This window comes from Ruegeria sp. F11 (assembly GCF_056533855.1).
In genome coordinates, this window is sequence record NZ_JBQFOW010000014.1 from 84814 (window position 1) to 101195 (window position 16382).

Consider the following 16382-nt stretch of genomic DNA (forward strand, 5'->3'; position numbering starts at 1 on the left):
CAAATCCTATTGGTAGATTTCAGGAAGCAATGTGGTTGAGACTGCGGGTACATACGCAATCAACAGAACCACAATCAGCATGGTCAAGACAAAGGGAACAGCACGGGCTGCGATTTTTAGAATTGATTCTCCGGTTATCCCGGAAACAACGAACAGGTTCAGACCCAGCGGCGGGGTGATGAAGCCCACGCCCAGCGCCGTGATCATCATGATGCAGAACTGAATCTCGTTCATACCGATATTGTCCGCCAGCGGCTTCAGGATGGGGGCAAGGATCACAATGTTCGGTGTCGTCTCCATGACGCAGCCTGCGGCGATCAGGATGCCGATCATCAGCAGGATCAGCAGGTACGGATCGTCGGTCAGGTTGGTCACGGATGTCACAAAGCCCTGCGGCACACCCATGATCGCCAGCGCCTCGGCCAGTGGGGCCGAGAAAGCGATAATCGGCAGGATCACCCCGTTCACCTTGGCGGAACTGACCAGCATTGAGGGGAAATCGGCCAGTGTCAGCGTACGCAGGATGAAGCCCATGATAATGGTGACAACGACGGCCGTGGCACCGGCCTCGGTGGGCGTCAGTCGGCCCGAGAAGATGCCGTAGAAGATGATCCCAGGCACGATGAAGGCATACCAGCCGGATTTCAACGCCTTGCCCAGATTGGCCAGCCATTCGCCCATGGTCATCATCCCGCCGCCTTCATAGGCGTAGATGCGGTTCATGATGATGTTGGTGATCAGGATCGAGACCAGAATGGCCAAACCCGGGATCAGCGCGGCCAAAAAGAGCGTCGAGGCAGAAATGCCAAGCACCAAACCGATGATGATATAAGCGATCGAGGGCGGGATCAGGATGCCGGTACAGGCCCCCGCCGCCACCAAAGCGCAAGCATAGGGGCGCGGGTAGCCGCTTTCGACCAGACGGTTGATGGTCATGCGCCCCACCGCGGCGGCCCCTGCGGCGTCCGAGCCCGAGATCGCAGCAAACATGCCGCAAACCAGAACGGTGGCAGACCCGAAACCACCCTTGGCGAAACAGGTCAGCGCCTCGGCCACGTCCAGAAATTTGCGCGACAAGCCGGTGCGGACCAGTACGTCCCCGGTCAGGATGAACAAAGGCACGGCGGTCAGGGCAAAGGCGTCGATGCCGGTGAACAGGCTTTCGCCCACAAGGCTCAATGGCAGGTCGCCGGACATGACCAGCATGACGATGGCGGCTGTCCCGATGGCCGCCCAGACCGGAACAGCCAGCGCGATCAGGCCGACAAAGAGGATGACGGGGACGTAGAAATCCCAGCCCAGTTCCACAGTTTGATTGAGGGAATTCCAAAGCATCCGGGTTCTCCTCAGTCAAACAGCTTGTCGCCTTCGAAGACGGGGGTGCCGTCGCGAAGGGATTTCAGGTCGCGCATGAAAGATTGGATCAGACGCCAGATCATCAGGGCAAATCCGGTGGGCACGGCCATCAGGAACCAGACCTTGGACACCCGCAGCCCATCGGTCACAGATCCGAACTTGGCCGAGACATGCACGGCCTCATACGACCAGTACAGGGCAATCACCGCGACGACGAACATCACCAGATCGCCGAAGATATACAGCAGCGCTTTGGGGCGTGGCCCGAGGTAGTGCATGATCACATCGATGCGGATATGCGCACGTTCCTTGACCGCTGCCGCCGCTCCGATCCACGCGAGGTAGATGAACGAATAACGAACGATTTCCTCGCCCCAGATCGAGGAAAACGCAAAAATCTCGCGCCGAAGAACCTCGATGGCCATAGTGATGACCAGCATCACGTAGAACACCAGCAGCAGCCAGCGTTCGGCGTTTCGGTCTATGTTCTGAAGAATGGTCATCCGGGTCCCTCGGCGATGGAACAGTCAGGCACAGGCCTTCTGTCTTGGGCCATTTCAGGCCTGACTGTCAGTGCAAAAACCGGGCACCCGGGTCTAGGGTGCCCAAAGTGGCATCAGGCGTCGTGGACGTAGTATTTGCCTTGCGTTCCGGCGGCCTCGACCAGTTTTTCGAACGCGTCCATCGACCCGGCGAGTTCGGTCTTGAACGGGTCCCATTCGGACCGCTGGTAGCCGCCGACATCCTGCCACTCGGCCAGTTGATCACCGGTCAGGGACTGGAACTGCACACCGGCCTTGTTCAATTCGGCCATGGCATAGGCGCGGGCCGAGGGCACTTTGGCAAGGTTCTGGTGGCTGGTCATTTCCGAGCCCCACATGATGCCTTCCTGCACATCCGCAGGCATCGAGTTGAACCATTCGAGGTTACAGGAATAGACCTGACTGTCCGGCACCGCTTGCGTAAAGGTCACGTGGCTGAGGATATCCTTGAAGCCAAAGACGAACAGCGCGCCCACAGACGGATCAAGCGCATCCGCCACGCCCTGCTTGATGGCCGAGGGTGTCTCACCCCATGCCACAGGCGTCGGGTTCGCGCCGACCATGCGGTAATACTGCTGCAGCATCTTTGAGCCCGGCACGCGGAACTTCACGCCGCTCATGTCGGCGGGTGTGACGATGGCGTTGCCGCCCTGACGCACGGCAACAACACGCGGGTCGATCACCACATAGAACAGCGCTTTGAACCCGGCAGCCTCGACCTTGGGATGCACTTCCTTCTGCCATGTGTCTGAATGCACGAGGTTGGTGAAGCGCTGGTTCGAGCCGCAGAGATACGGCATGTTGATCAGGTCTACGGTGGACGCAAACGGCGCAAAGTTTGACAGCGAGTGCTGCGCGGCCTGAATTGTGCCGCCCTGCACCTTCTGCACAAGCGAGCCGCCAGCCCCCAACTGGCCGCCCGGGGCCAGCTTGACATAGACCTTGCCGTTGGTGGCGTTCTGGATGTTCTCTTTCAGGTCCAACTGCATGATCGGATAGCTGCGGGACGCGCCCAGCACATAGGCGGTCGCGATGGTCATCACGTGGTCCGCTGCCTTCTCACGCTCGCTTTCTTCCTTGGCGGTTTGCGCCGCCGCCTCGGACGACCATAGGACGCCCCCGGCCCCGGCCACCAGAGCGGCGGTAAACGCACCCGTGGCGCTGAGTTTAAGGAAATTGCGGCGTTCTGCAGACGCCAGTTCGGTCTTGTCGTTGTTCATGATTGCCCTCCCAAGCAAAAATTCAGCTGTCGCTTTCTGCGTCGCGGTCAGCCTCCTTTTTCAGAATTGCGACAACGAACAGGATCGACGCCGCGAACAGAACCAACATTTCTCCGACATCCCCAAGAAAAGCGCTGCCCGCAAACGCCCCCAGCGCCACGTTCGCAAAATAGATGACAAACACGAGGATTGAGGCTGCAAGAAACACTTTTGGGGACTCCTTTTGGATTCGGCCCTAACTCATTTGTAAGCGCTTACATCAAAAATGCAAGCGCTTACATTATTGCTTTTCACCGCCCTTCGAAGCGTTTAGTCTTAAGGAAATGTGAAACTTGGGTTCAGGAATGCCAAATATTCGGTCAGCCCCAACGTTAAATGACGTGGCCCGGAAAGCGGGTGTTTCGACCGCAACAGTGTCGAGATGCCTGAACGATCCGCAGCGGGTTGTCGAGGCAACGCGCAAGCGGGTCCTGTCGGCTGTGGATGCGCTGGGCTACACGCCCAACTTTGCCGCGCGGGTCATGGCGGCCAAGCGGTCTTTCACAATCGGCGCGATCATTCCGACCATGGACAACGCCATCTTTGCACGCGGTCTGCAGGCGTTTCAGGAAGAGATCCACCAGCGCGGCTACACCTTACTGGTCGCAAGTTCCGCTTACAAACCCGAAACCGAGGAAGAGCAAATCCGAAATCTGGTCGCCCGAGGCGCCGATGGGCTGCTGCTGATCGGGCATGACCGGGGCGGCGATATCTATGACTATCTGGACCGCCAGAAAGTCCCGGCACTGGTCGCCTGGTCCTTCAGCCCCGGCGCGCGCGCACCGGCTGTTGGCTTCGACAATCGACAGGCCATGAAAGACCTGACAGACAAGGTCATCGCGTTGGGGCACACCCGCATCGCGGTGATTTCGGGCATTCGTGGTGGAAACGACCGCGCGCGGTTGCGGGTCGAAGGCGTAAGGGATGCTCTGACCGCCAACGGGTTGTCACCTGACCAGATGCCGATCATCGAAACCCCCTATGGCATCGACAACGGCGCCCGCGCGTTTCACGATCTGATGTCGCGCGCGGATCGGCCGACGGCGGTGCTCTGCGGTAACGATGTTCTGGCGGTCGGGGCCATCCGGCAGGCGCGTGAGATGGGTCTGAGGGTTCCCGAAGACGTCTCGATCACCGGTTTCGACGACATCGAACTGGCCGGACTGACCCAGCCCGGCCTGACCACGGTTCACGTTCCGCACCGGGAAATGGGCCGCAAGGCCGCCGCCGGGCTGATTGAGATGATCGAACAGAATGTGCCGGGCCGCTCGGTTCAACTGGGGACAAATATAGTGACCCGAAGTTCGCTCGGGGCGGCCTGACTTTGCAATGCGAGCCATTGGAGTCTGCCTGACCAACCACATTCTCCTATCCCGATACGTCTTGATTTGACAGAATCCGCTCTCAATGATTACCTGACATCGGCGCGCTGGCAGAGGCTTGAATCTTTATGATTTTTCAGCGCCATGAGACGCCATAGCAGGCGTAGAACCGACCAGTTCAGATGCCCGGAGATTTGATGATGGAACTGATCACTGAACAGCTACGCAGCTTTCCGATCATGGCGCTTTTCCTGTGTCTGGGCCTGGGATACGGCGTCGGGAAGTTCCGGGTCGGCAAGTTTGAACTAGGCGGCATCGCCGGAACCCTGCTGGTGGCGGTGTTCGTCGGGCAGATCGGCGGCATCAACCTGAGCACCGACGTGCAGAACGTCTTTTTCTCGCTGTTCATTTTCATGGTCGGCTACAATGGCGGCCCGCAGTTTTTCGCGGCATTGAACCGAACCGCGCTGACCAAGCTGCTGGCCGCATTCATGATGACCCTGTGGGGATTGTTCTTCGTCATCGTCGTGGCCAGACTTGCCGGTTTGGACAAGGGCCTGGCCGCAGGTCTGGCCGCAGGCGGGCTGACACAATCGGCCATTATCGGCACCGCGGGCAACGCGATTGATCTGCTGGGGCTGGCCTCGGACGAGGCGGAAAAGCTCAAGACCAACATCGCCGTGGGGTATTCGGTCACCTATATCTTCGGCTCGATCGGCCCCATTCTGGCGGTGAGCATCATTCCGATCATCCTGCGCTGCGACCTGCGTCAGGAGGCGATCAAGTTGGCCCAGAAACTAAGCGGCGGTGGCCGCAAGCTTGAGGAAGGAGAGTTCCTTCCCATGAACCGCTTTGAAGCCCGCGCCTATCAGGTGAACCCCGATGCCAAGATCGCGGGCCAATCCGTGAAGGCCACCGAAGGGGCCTATGACGGCGACCTGATCGTGGAACGGCTGCTTCAGGATGGCGCGCCGGTCGACCCAACGCCGGACACAGTTGTCGGCGCGGGCGACGTAATCGTCGTCTCCGGCCTTGTCGCACAACTGGCGCGCTTCGAGGGTACCGCAGGCGGTGAGGTGGGCGAGTACCCGCCGGAACTGACCATCGTGGAAGAGCGGCGCAATGTGGTCATCACCAACCGCAAACTGACCGGAAAAACCCTGGCAGAACTGCGCGAGGCCCTGACGGCAGAGCAGCGCCGGGGCGTCCATATCTCAAAGATCACGCGTATGGGACATGATGTGCCGGTCCTGCAAAACACTCAGATCCACGCGGGTGATGAGGTCAGTATCGTCGGCCACAAGGACGATCTGAACCGGGTGGCTAAACAGGCGGGATACGTACCGCCCTCAGCCTCGGTCACAAATTTCATCGCGTTGGGGATCGGTGTGGCCATTGGCTATCTGATTGGCGAGATCAGCTTTGTCATAGCAGGCACCAAAGTGGCGCTGGGCTCGGGCCTCGGCTGCCTCGTTACCGGTCTGATCATCGGCTACGCGAGGATCAGACGCCCCAAAATCGGCGGCATTAACCGGGGTGCCGCGAATTTCCTGCAAAGCTTTGGCCTTGCGGTTTTTGTTGGGGTTGTCGGCCTGAATGCCGGGCAGCCCGCGCTGCAGGCTATTCAGGAATACGGCATTACCCTGCTGCTGCTGGGTATACTCGTCACGCTGATGCCGATGATCGTGCAATTCCCGATCAACTATTTCGTTTTGCGCATCAAGAACCCGGTCGAGGCTTGTGCGGTCGTCACCGGCTCCCGCTCGGGTAATCCAGGCTTTGCCACCCTGCTGGAAAAGGCGGGCAACTCGACACCCACACCCGCCTTCACAATGACCTATGCGGTGGCCAACATTTTCCTGACGCTCTGGGGCCCGCTGGTCGTGGCCTTCGTGCCCTAACCGTGCAACGGCAGGCCTTTCGAGGCGCGATAGGCCTGCACATAGCCAACGGCCACGGCCCGCACCGCGCGCCCTATCTGGCGATAGGCGCTGTCATCCAGATTGGCGAAGGATACTCGCGCCGACCAGTCCGGTGCGTCAAAGCCTGACCCGTTCAGCAGCACGATCCCATGGTCCTGCGCCAGTTTGAACGAGATATCCAGCGGGTGGACGTTTTCCTTGATCCACGCGACCACCTCTTCGCCGACGTATTTGCGCAGCCAGAACTCAAAATCCAAAATGCCGTAATACCGGTCGAATAGCGGGTTGTCGGGCACTTCGATGCCCATACCGTCAACCAACTCGTCAAAGCGGTGTTTCAGAATGCCCCAGCAGAATTTCTGATAGGCCTTATCCTCGTCCATAAGTTCGACCAGCGAGAACAGCGTCATCATCACCTGCTGCGGCAGTGACAGACCCGCCGTATGGTTCAGTGCCACATCCCGGCTGTCGGCAACGATCCGGTCGATGAACTTGAACGAGTCCGGATCAGGGGTCAGCGTCTCGTACCGCGCATTGACGACGGCTTTGGTTTCGTCCGGGGCCTCGGCAATCATCTTGTCGAAGATGTTGTTCTCCGCCACCAGAATGGCCCCCAGACGCCATCCGGTGCAGCCAAAATACTTGGAATAGGAATAGACGCCGATCGTGTTCTCGGGCAGATGCCCCATGACCGACTGGAAGTTCGGAATGAAGGTGCCGTAAACATCATCGGTCAGAATGATCAGATCAGGGCGGCGGGTTTTGACGAACTCGACCAGCCGGGTCATGACCTCGGGGCTGATCGCGACCGAGGACGGATTGCCCGGATTGACCAGGAACAGAGCTTTAACCTTCGGGTTCGCCAATTGCTCAAGATCGTCATCGGTCAGCTGGAAATGATCTTCCTCTGCCGAGGATACATCCACCACATTCAGCCCATAGTCTTCGAGCACGGGCATTTCCAGATAGGGCGTGAAGATCGGTGTTCCCAGCGCGATGGTGTCGCCCGCATTCAGCAAGCGCTGGTTCTTGAGCGCCTTGAAAATATAGCACATGGCGGCGGTTCCGCCCTCAACCGCGTAAATGTCGAATTTCGCATCAGGTCGATGCCCGGCGCACATCGCCCACATCACATATTCATGGACGATCGCCTCATTATGTTCCATGCAACGGTCGGGCATCGGGTAGTGATCGCCAACGATGCCGTCGGTCAGTTCCAGCACGAAATCGTCCGGCGTGAACCCAAACTTCTCAACCGCAAAATCCACCACAGCCGCCAGCGTGTCCGCCCCCGGAGGGCCGTTCTTCTCAATCGACTCCGCACAATAGGCCTTGAGCCGGTCATAACAGCCCGGACCCAGCGGCATTCCGGCCAAGCCGACTTGGGGTTCATTGCGATGCCGTTGCGCCTCGGTCATCGCGAACTGGCCCAGCAGAAAAAACGCCTCGCGCGCCTTTGACGCGATCCAATTGGGATTGCCGCGCCCCGCGTTCAGATAGGGCAAAGCCATCTGCCGCGCCTCTTTCTGCGCCAGTTTGATGAGCTCATCTTTGATCTGGAAGGGGCTTAGGTGTTCATACTTATGCAGGTCCAGTGTTTCTGACATGGTATCAAACCCTTGGTTCATAAAAGGGGAAGAATTCTACCGGATCGTACGCAGGGAATTGCGTCTGTGTAAACAATACTGTGGGTTGTGGGCTTGCGTGAGCAACGCGTTTCAATCTGCCCACCCCGGCCAATAAAGCCCAGGGCGTTGAACCCGCATCGGGTTCCGAGGGTCAACGCAGATGACACGAATACAATCAGTGAGCGATCAGAGGTTCAGTTGTGGTGGAGCGGAATCTCGACACAGCATTTCAAACCACCAAGTGAATCTGATGTGCCCAGATTCAATTCCGCGCCGTAGGCTGTCAGCAGATCCACGGCAATCGCCAACCCCAATCCGCTGCCAGCGACTGATGTGTCCAGTCGGCCCCCGGATCGCAATGCCTCGCACCGTGCTCTTTCCGGGACACCGGGGCCGTCATCTTCAACATGGATTTCAATCTTGTCATCGGAAAGGCTGGCGGTCAGGCTTACGGATTTACGGCTCCATTTCACCGCGTTGTCCAGCAGGTTTCCCAGAACCTCCTCGATATCCTGCGCATCCATCCGGACCCACAGATTCGGTTCACGCGCTACGGTCAGGGTCTTGCCTTCCCTTTCGGACATACTGGAAAAGAGCCGGGCCAGCCGGTCAATAGAGTTGGACAGATCCGTGCGGGAATGGGTCAGTTCGGCGGTGTTCATGGCACGCATCCGAGCCAGCGAACGGCTGATCTGCACATCAATCCGGTCCAGAGCGTCTTGTGCGATCTCGGTTGTCGCATCGGACTCGGCGAGGCTGGCCAACTCGTTTCGCAGAACCGCGACCGGCGTTTTCAGGGCGTGGGCCAGATCAGCCGCCTGTCGGCGCGAACCGGCGACGATGTCCCGGTTGCGGCTTAGAAGCCGGTTCAGGTCCTCGACCAGAGGGGATACCTCTTCGGGGTAGTCCCCAGGTTTCAGATCCTCATCCTGGTCCCACCGATGCGCGACATCCGTTCGCAGCTTCCGCAGCGGGCCCAGAATGGCAGACATCAACAGCAGTGACCCGCCGACACCGATCAATCCGACCAGTGCAAAGACCGGCAACAGGCTGCGCTGCGCGGCGCGGCGTTCGGCGACCAACTGCGCCCGGCTTTCAGCCACGCTGATGCCCCAGACCGACCCGTCCTCATAGGTGATTTTCTGGTAGATGCTGCGCACCTGGTCATTTTCCGGGCCCCGGGTGTTCCAGATCGTCGCCACATCCGGGGCCGCTGAAGGCTCGGCCAGGGTTTCGTCAAAAAGCGAGGCAGAGGTGAAAAGCTCTCCGTCACTGTTGGTCACTTGCCAGTATCGCCCGGAATACGGTGCGCCATAAGCCGGGTCGAAGATAAGATCGCGCAGCGCTTCCGGGTTGTCGGTGGAGACGCTAAGCCCGACGACGAGTTGTGTGTGCCTGTCCCGGAGGGTGTTGTCGAACTGATCCGACACGCGGGAATCGATATAGGAAAAAACCCCAAGCGTACCGACCGCCACGGACACTGCTCCGGATGCGATACCTCCAAGCAAAGCCCGTTGTCGCAGAGACAGCATCAGATGGAATCGATCATGTATCCGCGACCCCGAACCGTTGTGATCAGATCGGGACCCAGTTTCTTACGGAGGCGGGTTATGAAAACAGCAATCGTGTTCGAATCCCGGTCGCCGTCATATTCGTAGATGTGGTCGGACAGTTCGGTACGCGAGATCAGACGCCCGGGATTATGGGCCAGATAGGTCAGCACGGCGATTTCCTGAGCAGTCAGATCGACCGGAACGCCATCGGATGTGACCCGCCCGTTTCTGGTGTCAAGGATGACACTCCCCATCTCGATCACAGGGTTTAGCTGCCCGCTTTGCCGCCGCAGAATGGCCCGCACCCGCGCGGCAAGTTCCGGCATGTGAAAGGGCTTGGTCATGTAATCGTCGGCACCGGCGTCCAGCCCATCGACCCGCTCGCTCCAGCCGTCACGGGCAGTGAGGATCAGCACCGGGGTCTGAACACCCGCATTTCGCCATTCGCGCAGGACCGAAATGCCGTCGCGTTCAGGCAAACCGATATCGAGGATGATCATGTCGTAAGGTTCGGTCGATCCCAGATGCAGGGCATCCAGTCCGCTATGGGCAACATCCACAACCCGCCCTTCGGCGTTCAACAGTTTTTTGATCTGCTCGCACAGGTGCGGCTCATCTTCTGCCAGCAGGACTCTCATAGCTTGAAACTAGCGGCGTTCGGGCGTTGGTTCATCACTTATTTTTGCCGCCGCCCTTTCCGCCGCCGTTTCCATTGCCACCACCGTTCCCGTTGCCGCCACCATTGCCGCCGCCGTTCCCGTTGCCGCCACCATTGCCGCCGCCGTTCCCATTGCCACCACCGTTCCCGTTGCCACCACCATTGCCGTTGCCGCCGCTATTTCCGTTGCCACCGCTGTTCCCACCAGCGTTGCCTCCGCGGTTGCTGTTGGCGCTGTTCCCCTTGGTGGTGTTTCCCTGCGACCTGGCGCTGGCGGAATTGCCCGGTTTCGAACGGGCGGCCTCGGTAATCTGGCGGCCGACACTGGATCGGTTTGGCACGACGACACCGGTCTGAGCATTGACGATGACGCTGATGATCTTGCCATTCGGCTTTTTCACCAAAATCCGGTAGTAAACTTTGTCGGTTTGGAAAGCACGCGCATCGACAGGGGTGCCGCCAAATACCTTTTCCACACCCCGGATGACCCGGTTCAGTCGAATGGCACTGCCTGATGTCGTGGCCTTGCGCAGTTCGGATTGCTTAAGTTCGCGCGCAGCGGCCTGCCCTTCTTCGACAAGAAGAAGGCTGGTCAGAATCACCATCGCCAGAAGCTTCCACATATTTGTCACTCTGAACCCTGCAAACCTTTCATAGTTTTATCAATTTCTATGTGAACTGACGATGAACAACCGGTTTCGTGTGAGTTCAACGAAGATCGGATCAAATAGGGACGTGCTGTGATTCCACGGCAACATGCCTGAGTCTCAAATAAAATCAGCCCCCGATCTGCGAGGATGTTATGAAAACCAAAAGAACCGGCCTGCTGAAAACCTCTGCCATCGCTATTGCTCTGCTGGGATCAGCTTCGCTGGTCGCGACAGTTGCATTTCCTGATTTCGCCTACGCGAAAGAAGGCAAGGGTAACGGCGGCGGCAAGGGCAACGGTGGTGGCAACGGGGGCGGAAAAGGCAACAGCGGTGACAAAGGTGGCGGGAACGGCAATGGCGGCGGGAACGGCAAAGGTAACAGCAAGGGCGGTGGATCAAGCGCTGCCAAGGACAACGGCCAGAAATCGGTCGGAACGTCGGGCCGTAGCGGTTCAAAAGCCGACAAGGCTAAATCCAGGTCTTCAAAGACAAAAGGTTTTTCCCTGAAGGAGCTGATTACCGGCAAAAAGTCCCGCACCGAAACAGCAAAAACCCGCCAAAAGACCCGCAGCGTGACGCGTAAAACCACGAAATCCGTTCAGGTCACAGAATCACTTCGGCCTGAGGTCCGGGCCAAAGGCAATAAATTCGCGAAGCTTCTGGGGGCGCATCCCTCGGAACTCGGCGCCCTGAACGCGGCCAATGCCAGCGAAACCGCGCTGCAGAATGCGTCGCCCAATTCCCGGGTCGGTCGCATCGCAACTTATCGCGACACTGTTCTGGCCGGGGATGCGCTGCGCGAAGACTTCGAAGAGGCGAAGGAACGCCTTGAGGGGCTGAATCCGCCGGACCGGCCTGTCAGTGAAATCGATGCCGATCTTGAAGCCGCGTTGTCGGATGTTCAGACCAATCAGGATCGTGTGACCGAACTTGAAGAAGCGCTGGACAATGTCGGCGGGACTGATCCGGATATCGAGGCTGAACTGGATGCCGCCCGATCCGATCTGCAGGATTCGGTCGAAGAGGCCGAAGCTCTGGCCGATGAACGGCGCGATGCTGTCGAATACGATGAAACCGTTACCGAAGTCGCCGATCTGGAAGACCAGGTCGAAGAGCAGGCTCTTACCGAACGTGAGGCGTTGGAGAATGCAGCCAACAAACCGGTGACAGACGAAGTTGAAGCGACCGTCAAAGCCATGCTGGGCCTCTACTGACTACGGGCACCGATGCCACCACTTACGGCGGTGCAAACCCGGCCTGATTCTACCCTCAGGTCCGGGTGGGTCCGCTCCCTCTGGGAGCGGACTTTTATTGTCTCAAAGCCTGACAGGCGGTCCGTGTTGAACCTGCGTGTTACCAGCGACGGCAGGTTCTGAGGCGGCCATTTTATGACGACAGGCAACAACATTAACCGAATGTGAACGGCGCATTCTCTCAGCATTCAACCAACCTGAGGCATACTGAAAGTCGAGATTTCGGATCTGAAGACTTTTGTTCGATCAAACCGAAGGGGAAAGGCATGGACCAGACCACCACGTTGGTTACACGTCGGCACAGTTCGGAAGCAGGAAAACCATCGAGTTCTGCAGCATCCTGCCAGGTGCCAGACATAACGAGCTCGAATGAAACCCGCTTCCCTCCTATCGAAGCAGCGCTCGCCAGCCTGTTTAAAAACAAACAGTTGTCTCAAGCAAGAAATCTCCACTTAGACCCTTAATTCAAAAGGGTAGTTTTTAGTTTTGTGTTAAAGAGTTCAACGAGTGAAGAATGAAGCGTTCCCTTGAGAACCTGCCAGAGCGGCTGTTCTGGATTTGCCTGTTTCTGACCATCGTTTGCGCATCGGTCCTGTATGGGATTACGGCGCAAATGAAACAGTGGCCACCGGCTCCGCAGTTTCGAATTGCCTACAGGGCGATATTTGTCGATCAATCTCTGACAGGCGCGGCGTATCAGAAGCACCTTCAGCCCTCACGCGGGCAAGGGGATGGCGTAATGATCAACGACACGCCTGACCGCAAGGACGCCATCCTGCTGATGGGGTTCTTTGACGGAGAAAACCAAGCCCGGCTGGTGAAACGCGATGGCAGTGTGATTCGCAAATGGTCGCTGAACTACTTCGACCATTACCCAGACGCTCAGGCACGCCCCTGCAGTACCCTTACCACCCCCCTTGAGACGGATGTGCACGGCGCGCTACTGACCCCAAAGGGCGAGCTTGTGTTCAGCTATGAATACTGTGGGGCGGCCAAACTGGACCAGTGTTCCAACCTGCTCTGGACGCTTGACGAAAATTCGCATCACTCGATGGTTGCTTCCGAACAGGGCGGGTATCTGACCGTCGGCCGCGACACTTGGACCGCTGCCGAGGTCACTGACCGCTTCCCGCCGTTTTTCACCGCGGCCAAAGACCAGCCGATCTGGGAAGACACAGTGCTGAGGCTTGATGAGCAGGGTCAGGTTCTGGAACGGATATCGATCCCCGACATGATCATCGACAGTGGCCTGACCGCGCTGCTAACAGCCAACAATCAGGACTTCGAAACCAAGGGCGTCGCACGTAGCGAATTGCTGCACGCCAACAAGATTGATGAACTGCCATCTAACCTGGCCGACAGGTTTCCTCTGTTCGATGCCGGAGACTGGATCATTTCGATGCGAGGGCTCAACCTTGTCATCGTGGTGGACCCGGCCACACGGAAAGTGAAGTGGCATCAGACCGGCCCATGGATCCGGCAACACGACCCCGAGTTCCGCCCAGATGGCAAAATCTCTGTTTTCAACAACAATGCATATCTGACGTCTTACACCCGCAGCGACAAAACGCGGCTTGATGCGCCTCGGGACACAAACATCATGACCATTGATCCGGTCAGTCGGGAATCCGAAGTCATATTCGGCAGCAAACCCGGACAGGAAATGCTGTCAGTCATTCGGGGTCAACATGAGGTTCTCGAAGGCGGTGGAGTACTGATCACCGAGTTCGATGCGGGACGGGTTCTGGAAGTGGATGGGACCGGCAATGTGACCTGGGAGTTCGTCAACAAGTACGACGACGAATTTGTAGGCGAGATCACCAATGCGAAGCTCTATCCGCTGAGTTATTTTGAAACCGATTGGAAGGAATGCACGCAATGAAAAGGTTGATGAAGACGTGGTCGTGGGGCCGACTGGTCCCGATGTGGTTTGTTGGTGGGTTGGCATGTCTGACGCTGGCAACCCCGGCACATGCCTATATCGGCCCCGGTGCCGGATTGGGCGCTATTGCGGTCACGATCGCTGTCCTTCTGGGCGGCCTCTTTCTTCTGGTTGGACTGGTCTGGTTTCCGCTCAAGCGGTTGCTTCGCAGCAAAAAAGCCCCGTCTGATGTAAGCAGCGAAACCAGTCAAAGCTAGCGCAACGGCTTTCAGAGCGCCCGCTCTTGCCATTTGCGCTGAAACTGCCCCCAAACACCCCGGCTTCAACTGGGCAGCAGGACCCGTGGCATCCGTCAAAATCCGGGTGCCGCGCCGCGTTCATTCTGACCTTTGGCCCATGTCACCAATGGCATTCTTTCCGATTGCGCGGCGTCACTTAAACCCATCAAAAATTCAACGTTTTCAATGTGAATTGACTGTGAACAAGCCGTTCCGCGCAAGTTCAACCGACATGGTTTTTAATTGCAACGTTAAGTTTGCGATGGGTAACGCACATGCAGTTGGTACGATTTCTAACCGAGAAGTTTTCCGTGATTTTGTTCGGCTTCTCAATACTAAGCGCCGCATATGTCTATGGCGTGGTCAGCTATAAGCTCGAGTGGTTTCCAATTCCAATTCTGCAACAGGCCAAGGCCGGGTTTGACGCATGGCGAAAACTTGAAGCCAAAGAAACCATCTATGGAAAAGTTTCGGACGTTTCCGTTCCTCGGGACGATTTGACAACCTGGCTTACCGAGCCCCGAGATTACGATGATTTGCTATTGATTACGGGCGGTTTCGATGAGCAGCCCGAGCTGTGCCCCGAACTGGGTTGCGTTGCCTGGATCATGGATCGGGAAGGGAACGTGTTCCACACCTGGAGCGTGCCACGCGCAGAGCTTTTTGACGGACAGGAATTTGAAGGCTTCAGCGGACAACCCGGACGGGATAATGTGAACGTGATAGGTGTGGATTTGGATGACAACGGCGATCTGGTTGTCACGTTTCAGGCCAAAAACATGTTCCCCTACCATATCGGTTCGATGCGGATTGATCGGGACAGCAATATTCTTTGGTCCTTTATTAATCACGGACATCATTGGCCGCATATTGCGGATAACAGCGACGCGTTGCTGCCCTGGGCACAGCTGGAACGGCCTACGGGGCAGTTCATCGGCTCAACCCGGATCGACACCAATTGCTCGGAATACGGGGCCGTATACGAAGAAGGTTTCCAAATCCTTGACCGAGCCGGGGAAAGAATACGTGCAGTGCGCTTCGAAGACTTATTTCTAAAGAATGGGTTAATGGGACTGGCGTACTCTGCGCGCGAAGGATGTGATCCCTACCACATCAATGGGATTGTAGAGTTAAATGAAGCGACCGCCGCCAAGATCGAGGGGGCAGAGGCCGGTGATATCGCCATGTCGCTGCGGTCTTCAAGCTCGCTGATTATCGTAGATCGATATGACGATATTGTTCATCGCGTCATCGTGGGCCCCATGGTCGCACAGCATTCACCCGTCGTCACCCAGCGCGGTACATTCGTTTTGTTCGACAATCTTGGCGGCCACGCCTCGCAAGGTGGATCCCGCATACTCGAAATTGACCCGGCTTCCGGCTTTGGTACGTCACTTTTCCCATTGGCCGGCGATACGAAGCACACGCTGTTTTCCGAAGAACAAGGTGTCGTCCGATTGAGCGAAGACAACCAACGTGCTCTGGTATCGGTATCTGAAACCGGGCAGGTTTTGGAGGTCGACCTGCACGAAGGCAGACCCGTTTGGGAGTACCTAAATCAAACCAGCCTCTCAGCCTTCCATCGCCGCATCGGTGAAACGTCGGAAACCGATTTCGCATTGATGGAAACCAGAGGTGCCGACTATGTATCGCGCGAATTTGTAACCACAGTGCTAGGAGCTTCTAAGCCTGTCGGAGTACTGGATCAACATACCAACTGAGCCTGCCTGGGTATGTTGTTCCATAGCTTGCGCTTTTCACCTTTGTTCCGGCACATTGTGCGGTGAAGGCGTTAAGTTATTAATTTCTTAGCTAGAAGTTTGGTTTACGGGGTAGGATTTGAACCTTTGGTCCGGCGCGTTCGTCGGGTGATTGATCCACCGGATCGACCACTATTCCTCCTCAGCCTTCAGGTTATGAGCCTGACGAGGTGAGGACGTTAAGCAAACAGTCCAGTGGACTGTTTGTAGATCGAACGGTCTGTTTGGAAGTTGGTTGCGGGGAGAGGATTTGAACCTCTGACCTTCAGGTTATGAGCCTGACGAGCTACCGGACTGCTCCACCCCGCGACACTTTGGT

14 protein-coding genes and 1 tRNA gene are annotated in these 16382 nt (G+C 57.4%); 6 read left to right on the plus strand and 9 right to left on the minus strand.

Features of this window, described 5'->3' with window-relative positions; translation table 11 throughout:
* Window positions 1-6: 6 nt before the first annotated feature.
* The 4 genes from ACR0NJ_RS17925 to ACR0NJ_RS17940 form a co-directional block, all read right to left on the minus strand.
* Window positions 7-1335 (minus strand): TRAP transporter large permease, encoded by a 1329-nt coding sequence (locus ACR0NJ_RS17925; RefSeq protein ID WP_480818467.1) that lies wholly within the window; start codon window positions 1333-1335, stop codon window positions 7-9.
* 11 nt (window positions 1336-1346) lie between these two features.
* Window positions 1347-1859 carry a TRAP transporter small permease gene (locus ACR0NJ_RS17930; protein ID WP_480818468.1) on the minus strand — a complete coding sequence of 171 codons (513 nt, stop codon included), beginning with the start codon at window positions 1857-1859 and terminating at the stop codon, window positions 1347-1349.
* A 113-nt stretch (window positions 1860-1972) separates the two neighbouring features.
* Window positions 1973-3118: a TRAP transporter substrate-binding protein gene (locus tag ACR0NJ_RS17935; RefSeq protein WP_480818469.1), complete on the minus strand. Its 1146-nt coding sequence runs from the start codon at window positions 3116-3118 to the stop codon at window positions 1973-1975.
* 22 nt (window positions 3119-3140) lie between these two features.
* The gene (locus tag ACR0NJ_RS17940; RefSeq protein ID WP_480818470.1) at window positions 3141-3326 is read right to left on the minus strand and encodes a hypothetical protein; all 186 of its coding nucleotides are present in this window, start codon (window positions 3324-3326) and stop codon (window positions 3141-3143) included.
* A 136-nt stretch (window positions 3327-3462) separates the two neighbouring features.
* Between ACR0NJ_RS17940 and ACR0NJ_RS17945 the strand changes: the two genes are divergently transcribed.
* Together ACR0NJ_RS17945 and aspT are read left to right on the plus strand one after the other, a co-directional pair.
* The gene (locus ACR0NJ_RS17945) at window positions 3463-4479 is read left to right on the plus strand and encodes a LacI family DNA-binding transcriptional regulator (RefSeq protein ID WP_480818471.1); all 1017 of its coding nucleotides are present in this window, start codon (window positions 3463-3465) and stop codon (window positions 4477-4479) included.
* Between the two features lie 200 nt (window positions 4480-4679).
* A complete protein-coding gene (gene aspT, locus ACR0NJ_RS17950) occupies window positions 4680-6380 on the plus strand; it encodes an aspartate-alanine antiporter (RefSeq protein WP_480818472.1) in 1701 nt (566 codons plus the stop codon).
* Here the strand turns inward: aspT and ACR0NJ_RS17955 are convergent.
* The 4 genes from ACR0NJ_RS17955 to ACR0NJ_RS17970 form a co-directional block, all read right to left on the minus strand.
* Complete coding sequence (locus ACR0NJ_RS17955; RefSeq protein WP_480818473.1) at window positions 6377-8008, minus strand: bifunctional aspartate transaminase/aspartate 4-decarboxylase; 1632 nt, start codon at window positions 8006-8008, stop codon at window positions 6377-6379. The two genes, aspT and ACR0NJ_RS17955, sit on opposite strands and share 4 nt — an antisense overlap.
* Window positions 8009-8223: 215 nt before the next feature.
* Window positions 8224-9504: an ATP-binding protein gene (locus tag ACR0NJ_RS17960; RefSeq protein WP_480818474.1), complete on the minus strand. Its 1281-nt coding sequence runs from the start codon at window positions 9502-9504 to the stop codon at window positions 8224-8226.
* A 56-nt stretch (window positions 9505-9560) separates the two neighbouring features.
* A complete protein-coding gene (locus ACR0NJ_RS17965) occupies window positions 9561-10220 on the minus strand; it encodes a response regulator transcription factor (RefSeq protein ID WP_480818475.1) in 660 nt (219 codons plus the stop codon).
* A 34-nt stretch (window positions 10221-10254) separates the two neighbouring features.
* On the minus strand, window positions 10255-10845 hold the full coding sequence (locus tag ACR0NJ_RS17970; RefSeq protein ID WP_480818476.1) for a PepSY domain-containing protein: 591 nt from the start codon (window positions 10843-10845) through the stop codon (window positions 10255-10257).
* A 197-nt stretch (window positions 10846-11042) separates the two neighbouring features.
* Here ACR0NJ_RS17970 and ACR0NJ_RS17975 point away from each other — a divergent pair, with 197 nt between their 5' ends.
* From ACR0NJ_RS17975 to ACR0NJ_RS17990, 4 genes are all read left to right on the plus strand, one after another.
* Complete coding sequence (locus tag ACR0NJ_RS17975) at window positions 11043-12104, plus strand: hypothetical protein (protein ID WP_480818477.1); 1062 nt, start codon at window positions 11043-11045, stop codon at window positions 12102-12104.
* Between the two features lie 553 nt (window positions 12105-12657).
* Window positions 12658-14025, plus strand: coding sequence for an arylsulfotransferase family protein (locus ACR0NJ_RS17980; protein ID WP_480818478.1), 1368 nt, complete (start codon window positions 12658-12660; stop codon window positions 14023-14025).
* Window positions 14022-14282, plus strand: a complete 261-nt coding sequence (locus ACR0NJ_RS17985; protein ID WP_480818479.1) for a hypothetical protein — start codon at window positions 14022-14024, stop codon at window positions 14280-14282. The genes ACR0NJ_RS17980 and ACR0NJ_RS17985 overlap by 4 nt, the downstream gene beginning before the upstream one ends.
* A gap of 296 nt (window positions 14283-14578) precedes the next feature.
* On the plus strand, window positions 14579-16024 hold the full coding sequence (locus tag ACR0NJ_RS17990; protein WP_480818480.1) for an arylsulfotransferase family protein: 1446 nt from the start codon (window positions 14579-14581) through the stop codon (window positions 16022-16024).
* Window positions 16025-16295: 271 nt separating this feature from the next.
* Here the strand turns inward: ACR0NJ_RS17990 and ACR0NJ_RS17995 are convergent.
* Window positions 16296-16372: transfer RNA gene (locus ACR0NJ_RS17995), tRNA-Met, on the minus strand.
* Window positions 16373-16382 lie beyond the last annotated feature (10 nt).

Coding starts and splice junctions, on each gene's coding strand:
- ACR0NJ_RS17925 (WP_480818467.1), bottom strand. CDS start 1,335: ATGCTTTGGAATTCCCTCAATCAAACTGTGGAACTGGGCTGGGATTTC.
- ACR0NJ_RS17930 (WP_480818468.1), bottom strand. CDS start 1,859: ATGACCATTCTTCAGAACATAGACCGAAACGCCGAACGCTGGCTGCTG.
- ACR0NJ_RS17935 (WP_480818469.1), bottom strand. CDS start 3,118: ATGAACAACGACAAGACCGAACTGGCGTCTGCAGAACGCCGCAATTTC.
- ACR0NJ_RS17945 (WP_480818471.1), top strand. CDS start 3,463: ATGCCAAATATTCGGTCAGCCCCAACGTTAAATGACGTGGCCCGGAAA.
- aspT (WP_480818472.1), top strand. CDS start 4,680: ATGGAACTGATCACTGAACAGCTACGCAGCTTTCCGATCATGGCGCTT.
- ACR0NJ_RS17955 (WP_480818473.1), bottom strand. CDS start 8,008: ATGTCAGAAACACTGGACCTGCATAAGTATGAACACCTAAGCCCCTTC.
- ACR0NJ_RS17965 (WP_480818475.1), bottom strand. CDS start 10,220: ATGAGAGTCCTGCTGGCAGAAGATGAGCCGCACCTGTGCGAGCAGATC.
- ACR0NJ_RS17970 (WP_480818476.1), bottom strand. CDS start 10,845: ATGGTGATTCTGACCAGCCTTCTTCTTGTCGAAGAAGGGCAGGCCGCT.
- ACR0NJ_RS17975 (WP_480818477.1), top strand. CDS start 11,043: ATGAAAACCAAAAGAACCGGCCTGCTGAAAACCTCTGCCATCGCTATT.
- ACR0NJ_RS17980 (WP_480818478.1), top strand. CDS start 12,658: ATGAAGCGTTCCCTTGAGAACCTGCCAGAGCGGCTGTTCTGGATTTGC.
- ACR0NJ_RS17985 (WP_480818479.1), top strand. CDS start 14,022: ATGAAAAGGTTGATGAAGACGTGGTCGTGGGGCCGACTGGTCCCGATG.
- ACR0NJ_RS17990 (WP_480818480.1), top strand. CDS start 14,579: ATGCAGTTGGTACGATTTCTAACCGAGAAGTTTTCCGTGATTTTGTTC.